This is a genomic window from Chryseobacterium sp. UF-81, from assembly GCF_058245105.1.
Map to the genome: position 1 here is coordinate 1 of NZ_JBSIBX010000021.1, position 6,652 is coordinate 6,652.

Sequence of the window (6,652 nt, forward strand, 5' to 3'; positions counted from 1 at the left end):
CAGATTGAATAGTTCACCTCTGCTTTTCTTTGAATAAAGTTATCTCTTTTTAATTGAATACAAAGTAAAGGCAGATTAGCAGATGACGCCGATTTTTCTCACTGTAAATGTAAAGAATTGTAAATGTTCTCAAAAAGTGTTATGGAAACACTACTCAACCGACATAGGAAAATGTAGCGTTAAGAAAATAAAATCTGTGAACGTTAAGAAAATTCTACTGTTTGAAGCGCGAGACAAATGTTAAACCGAAGAACAAATAATGAATTCGCGCAAGTTTTAGAATTTTTAGAGATCAGGATTTATGTTTCCAGGTCTTGAATTTTTGTTTCTTTTGTTTCAAGACAAAAGAAAGAATACATATTAATCAGAAGATTTGTTGCTCTCGCAAATTTGCAGATAGCGTAGATTTATTGTTTTTATAACAAAAGAAAAAACTGCTTCAAATGAAACAGTTTTTATGCTTTAAAATTATCTTAGAATAAAATTCAACAACCAGGTTATAAAACTAAGTTCTAACTTCTGGCCTCTAATTTCTAAATTATTTCCCATCCTGCGCCCCAAAAACTTTCTGTAAAATAGAAGTGGTTCTCATTGCAGGAGTATTTCTGATTCCGCTTTCCTTATCAGCTACCATTTTAAATACACCATTGATGGTTTCTGTCGTCACATATTCGTTAAGATCGGTTGTTACAGACTGTCCTGTAAAAGTATTGTACTTTGAAATCAGATTTTTCCAGACTGTATCTGCACCCACTTTACCCAGTGAAGCCTTTACCTTTGGCTGGAAAGCTGTGAATAGCTGACTTTGTGTTTTGGTCTGTAAATAATTGGTTGCCGCATTATCACTGCTTAATAAAATGTTCTTAGCATCCGTGATTGTCATTGATGTAATGGCTTTGGTGAAAATAGGAGCGGCTTCTGTTACCGCATCTTCAGCGGCTCTGTTTAGTAATTTTACCCCTTCATCAGCCAGACTTCCCATTCCCAAGGAGCGAAGCGTGGTATCAATCTTTCTTAACTTTTCAGGCATTAAAATTTTTACCGCTTCATTCTTAAAAAATCCGTCTGTTAATGCCAATTTCTTTACACCATCGGTTACTCCAAGGCTTAACGCTTCCTTTAATCCCGAAGAAATCTGTGTTGAGGTTAGGTTTCCCAGATTAACAGGGGAAGTTTTAGTTGTAGCAGTTGTTGTGGTATTAGTTGTAGTGGTGGTTGTAGAACTTTTAGGTTTTGATGGATTATCAAGATCAACACCGGTTTTGGTTTTAACGGTAGATTTGATGATATCCAAGAGCTGTGCCTGTGAAGAAACTGAAAATAGTAAGGCAGCAGCGAATAAAATATTTTTTCTCATTGTATCTTTTTTGCAAATTTAGATGTTTTATTATTTAATAAGTTAAATCACCAAAGAGTTTTGGAAAATAATTATATTAGCTAAAACCTTAATCATACTTAAATGCGACATTTTCTTTTTATGTTTTCTGCTATTTTTTCCACCGTTTTTCATGCCCAGAAGAAGCCAGATTTAATTCCTTATCCTCAAAGTGTAACCATGCAGGAAGGAAGGTTCATTATTCCTGAAACGCTGATCCTGAATGACAAACTTCCAAAAGAAGAAACAGAGTATTTCAAAAAAAGGCTTGGTTCCGGTGTGAAATTTCAGAACAGCAGTAAGACGGAAGGAATTCATTTGATGTACATGCCGTTTCCACAGCCAAAAATCCCGATTCATCCAGAAGAAGATAAAGAAAAGTATACTATTGACATTTCCCCCAAAAAGATTTTCATCACTTCCAATACCAGACAGGGTTATTTTCTGGCTCTTCAAACCCTTGCTCAACTTTTTGAAGAACATAAGGAAGATAGGGAAATTCCTGCTTTAAGAATTGAAGACCAGCCGAAATTTGCATGGCGCGGAATGCACCTGGATGTCTGCCGTCATTTCTTTACTGTGGATGAGGTTAAACAGTATATTGATTATTTAGCGATGTACAAGCTGAATACCTTCCATTGGCACCTTACAGATGATCAGGGCTGGAGAATTGAAATTAAAAAATACCCGAAACTGACTGAGATTGGCTCAAAACGTAAAGAATCAATGGTTGGAGCTTACGTAGACAATACATTTGATGGAAAACCTTACGGTCCCTATTTCTATACACAGGAACAAATTAAAGAGGTCGTTAAATATGCCGAACAGAGACATATTACCGTAGTACCGGAAATTGAAATGCCGGGCCACGCTTTAGCGGCCTTATCAGCATATCCGGAGCTTGCATGTACAAAAGGACCCTTTGAATCTGCCACCAAATGGGGTGTTTTTGATGATGTTTTCTGTCCGAAAGAAGAAACATTCACGTTTCTGGAAAATGTTCTTGACGAAGTCATTGCTTTATTTCCTTCCCAGTACATTCACATCGGTGGTGATGAATGTCCAAAAACAAGATGGAAAGAATGTGCCCACTGCCAGGAACTGATTAAAAAGAACAACCTGAAAGACGAGCATGGTCTGCAAAGCTATTTTATCCACAGAATTGAAAAATATGTGAACAGCAAAGGCAGAAAGATTATCGGTTGGGATGAGATTCTGGAAGGCGGTCTTGCTCCAAATGCCGCTGTTATGAGCTGGACAGGTGTAAATGGCGGGATAGAAGCTGCAAAATCTGCACATTTCGCTGTAATGACGCCGGGAGCTTATTGCTATTTCGATCACTACCAGGGAGATCCGCAATCAGAGCCTAATGCGTTCGGAGGGTTTACGCCTCTAGATAAAGTCTATTCCTATAATCCTATTCCTGCAGAGCTGAACGCCGAGCAGGCTAAATATATTTTAGGAGTTCAGGCCAATCTGTGGACAGAATATATCACCGATTTTAAGCAGGTGCAGTACATGATATTTCCAAGACTCATGGCTCTTTCCGAAGTGGGATGGGGAACAGCAGACCCTAAGAACTATAAAGAATTTGAAAACAGGGTGATCGGCCAGTTCAAAGTTCTCGACAAAATGAAGGTCAATTATGCAAAAAGCATTTACAATATCTCCGGAAAAGTACTTCCAGCCACCAATGGTATTTCTTACGAACTTACAGTATCACAAAATCCAAAAGGAATCCGCTATACCACAGACGGAACAGAACCCTCCATCAATTCACAGGTTTATCAGGGGCCTATTTCTGTTTCAAAATCTCTGACTATTAAATGTGCTTATTTTGAGGACGGAAAACTGAAAAGCGCAGTCTCTTCACAGGAATTCACAATTTCAAAAACCACAGGAAAAAAAATCACATTAGAGCAACAGCCCAGTGAAAACTATTCTTTTGGAGGAGCCTTTACGTTGGTAGACGGCATTATCGGGAATACAAGACAACTGGGAAAAACATGGCTGGGCTTCCAGGGAAAAGATGTCGTTGCAACCATCGATCTGGGACAGAAAACAGCCTTTTCAGAAGTTTATTTTAATACCCTGGAAAATAAAGGAAGCTGGATTCATCTGGCGAAGTCTGCACAGGTCTTTGTTTCAGATGACGGAAAGAATTTTAAAATGATCAGAGAGATAGGAAAAGACGAAATCCTGAATTCAAAAGGAAAGATAAAGCTGGGTGTAGGAAACCAGAACTCGAGATACATCAGACTAAAAGTAGAGAATGCAGGTGTTATTCCTGCCGGAAATCCCGGAGCAGACTCAAAAGCATGGCTGTTTGTTGATGAAATTGGGGCAAATTAGTCCTAAAGCCAAATAATAATCATATAAAATAATATCCGATGCTGTTTTTATGCATCAATTATAGCATTGATCATCAAAAAATAAAGGACCATAGTGTACATTCTATGGTCTTTTTCCTTTTCTGCTAGCGGGAAAATTGCTAATTTGGAAGTCAAATATATCTAAACATGCAAAGTAGACGAAACTTCATTAAAAAAACGGCTGTTGCTTCCCTTGCACTTGCTGTAAATCCACTGGATCTGATTGCCGGAGAACTTCCTGATAACCCGAAAACTGCTGGTAAACCTATTGTTCTTTCCACCTGGAATTTCGGGCTGAAAGCCAATGAAGAAGCCTGGACCATTTTGGGGAAAGGCGGGAAAGCCCTGGATGCCGTGGAAAAAGGAGTTCGTCTCGTAGAATTGGATCCCAATGAAAGAAGTGTTGGCTATGGCGGACGTCCGGACAGGGATGGCAGAGTAACTCTTGATGCCTGTATTATGGACGAAAACTACAATATTGGCTCAGTAGCCTGTTTAGAGTATGTTAAAAACCCTATTTCCGTGGCCAGAGCCGTTATGGAAAAAACACCCCATGTGATGCTGGTTGGAGACGGAGCGCTGCAGTTTGCATTATCACAGGGTTTTAAAAAAGAAAACCTACTCACCCCGGATTCTGAAAAAGAATGGAAAGAATGGCTGAAAACCAGCGAATACAAGCCGGTTGCCAATATTGAAAACCATGATACCATTGGAATGATCGCCCTGGATGCGCAGGGAAATCTTTCCGGAGCCTGTACTACCAGCGGGATGGCTTTTAAAATGCATGGCAGGGTAGGAGATTCTCCCATCATTGGTGCAGGATTGTTTGTCGACAACGAAGTGGGTGCTGCTACAGCCACTGGCCACGGCGAAGAAGTAATCCGTACAGTTGGCACACACCTGGTGGTTGAATTGATGCGACAGGGAAGGAATCCTCAGCAGGCTTGCAAAGAAGCTGTTGAACGAATTGTAAAAATTGCTCAGAGAAGAAATAAAAATCTCAAAGATATCCAGGTTGGTTTTATTGCCTTAAATAAAAAGGGAGAATATGGTTCTTACTGCATTCAGGACGGATTTAATTTTGCTGTCTATGACCAGAAAGGAAACCGTCTCGAAAAGCCTGAGTTTGCATTAAAATAATAAACTTCATTAAAATTCAAAAAGATTATATTTCAATATTATATGTGTTCAAAATCAAATCATTAGGTAATCAGATTATTTGTTTAATATATCACTTTTCCCCATTTGAAATTCAATAGGAACGGGCTTTAGCCTGTTTTCAAAAATGATCCATACCAGGCTTTAGCCAAAATTTAAAATACCAATAGGAATATGAAAAGACTAATCATTGCGTCTTTATTTTTAATGGCAGCATGTCAGGAAGAAAAGAAAAAAGAGGCTGTCATCAACCAGGAATCTCTTCCAAAAGAAATGGCAGCAACAGAAAATAAGCCCAATGAATCTGAAGACGCAAAAAAATGGCTCGAAAAAAGCATCAAAAATTACTTTAAAGAAGACCTCGGAAGTCTGGATAAAGAAATGCAGGAAATAACCACCAAAGACTATTACGAGTATAAAACAGATGCCATGAATGTTGATATGGATGTTGATGGAAGCCTTACATTAAAAGAATTTCAGGACAAATGGAAAGGTAAGTTTGATGCCGGTAAAGCGGGAATAGACTCCGGATTTCTTATTTCCGGACAGGACTGGATTAATATTGAAGTGAGAAGTTGTGACTTAAAATCCTCGTCAGACAATAATTATGTTTTTAATGTAGTCCTGGCTGATGATGGGTTTAAAGCCAAATATTCCCGCCAGATTAAAGTTATAAAAACTGATAATAAATTTCTGATAGCAGATGTTATTGAAGAAGATTAAAAATTAAATTAAACGAAAAATGTCAAAAATAGAAATAGCCTGCTTCAACCCTGAATCAGCAATGACAGCATTTGAAAATGGGGCTGACAGAATAGAATTATGTGACGGATTGAATGAAGGCGGAACAACCCCGGATTTTGAAACAGCAAAACAGCTCAGGGAAAGAATAAATATCCCGATTTTTGTAATGATCAGACCCCGGGGCGGAGATTTCACCTATTCAGAACCTGAATTTGAGCAAATGAAAAAAGACCTGCTGCATTTAAAATCTCTGAAAGTGGACGGCTTTGTTTTCGGGATCTTAAATGAAAATGATGAGGTCGATGTAGAGCAGAACAGAATTTTGGTTGAAATGGCAGCCCCTCTTCCCTGTACCTTTCACCGGGCCTTTGACAGGGCAAAAAACCTTGAAGATTCCCTGGAAAAAGTTATTGGCTGCGGTTTTAAAACCATCCTCACCTCAGGTCAGAAGCCGAACGTTTCAGAAGGAAAAGAAAACCTGAAAAAACTGGTTGAACTTTCCGGTGAAAGGATCGAAATTCTGGTTGGAGGCGGACTTCGTTCAACCAATATTGAAGAGATCAGACAATTTACAAATGCCGGTTATTTTCATTCCTCAGCCATTACAGACGGTGGAGCTTTTGCCAGTGCAGATGAGATCAAGGCTTTGAAAGATAAGTAATTTTTAACGCAAAGTTTTATTTTAAATAACATTAAGTTGTGAGGGGAGCAAAGAATTGACTACGTCATTGATGAAGCTAGCTGGATAAACGTTCGCTTAGTCGGATCAATGTCAATTGATTCCATCTTTGCAGACTTAAAATATGCAATATCTGAATGAACCTTTGCGTTAAATATTGAATGTATTTTTAAACGCAAAGTCCATTTTAAATAACGTTGAGTTGTGAGGGAAGCAAAGAATTGACTACGTCATTGATGAAGCTAGGTGGATAAACGTTCGCTTAGTCGGATCAATGTCAATTGATTCCGTCTTTGCAGACTTAAAATATGCAATATCTGAATG

The 6,652-nt window shown here is 38.6% G+C and carries 5 protein-coding genes; 4 read left to right on the forward strand and 1 reads right to left on the reverse strand.

Going from position 1 to position 6,652, the window contains the following annotated elements; translation table 11 throughout:
* Positions 1-538 precede the first annotated feature (538 nt).
* Positions 539-1,357, reverse strand: a complete 819-nt coding sequence (locus AC4IFE_RS19925; protein ID WP_490758865.1) for a DUF4197 domain-containing protein — start codon at positions 1,355-1,357, stop codon at positions 539-541.
* 102 nt (positions 1,358-1,459) lie between these two features.
* Between AC4IFE_RS19925 and AC4IFE_RS19930 the strand changes: the two genes are divergently transcribed.
* From AC4IFE_RS19930 to AC4IFE_RS19945, 4 genes are all read left to right on the forward strand, one after another.
* On the forward strand, positions 1,460-3,727 hold the full coding sequence (locus tag AC4IFE_RS19930; protein WP_490758866.1) for a glycoside hydrolase family 20 protein: 2,268 nt from the start codon (positions 1,460-1,462) through the stop codon (positions 3,725-3,727).
* Positions 3,728-3,894: 167 nt separating this feature from the next.
* Positions 3,895-4,887, forward strand: coding sequence for an isoaspartyl peptidase/L-asparaginase family protein (locus tag AC4IFE_RS19935; protein ID WP_490758867.1), 993 nt, complete (start codon positions 3,895-3,897; stop codon positions 4,885-4,887).
* 192 nt (positions 4,888-5,079) lie between these two features.
* Positions 5,080-5,628, forward strand: coding sequence for a hypothetical protein (locus tag AC4IFE_RS19940; protein ID WP_490758868.1), 549 nt, complete (start codon positions 5,080-5,082; stop codon positions 5,626-5,628).
* A 19-nt stretch (positions 5,629-5,647) separates the two neighbouring features.
* Entirely contained in the window at positions 5,648-6,310 is a 663-nt protein-coding gene (locus AC4IFE_RS19945) for a copper homeostasis protein CutC (protein WP_490758869.1), read from the forward strand.
* The last annotated feature ends 342 nt before the right edge of the window (positions 6,311-6,652 follow it).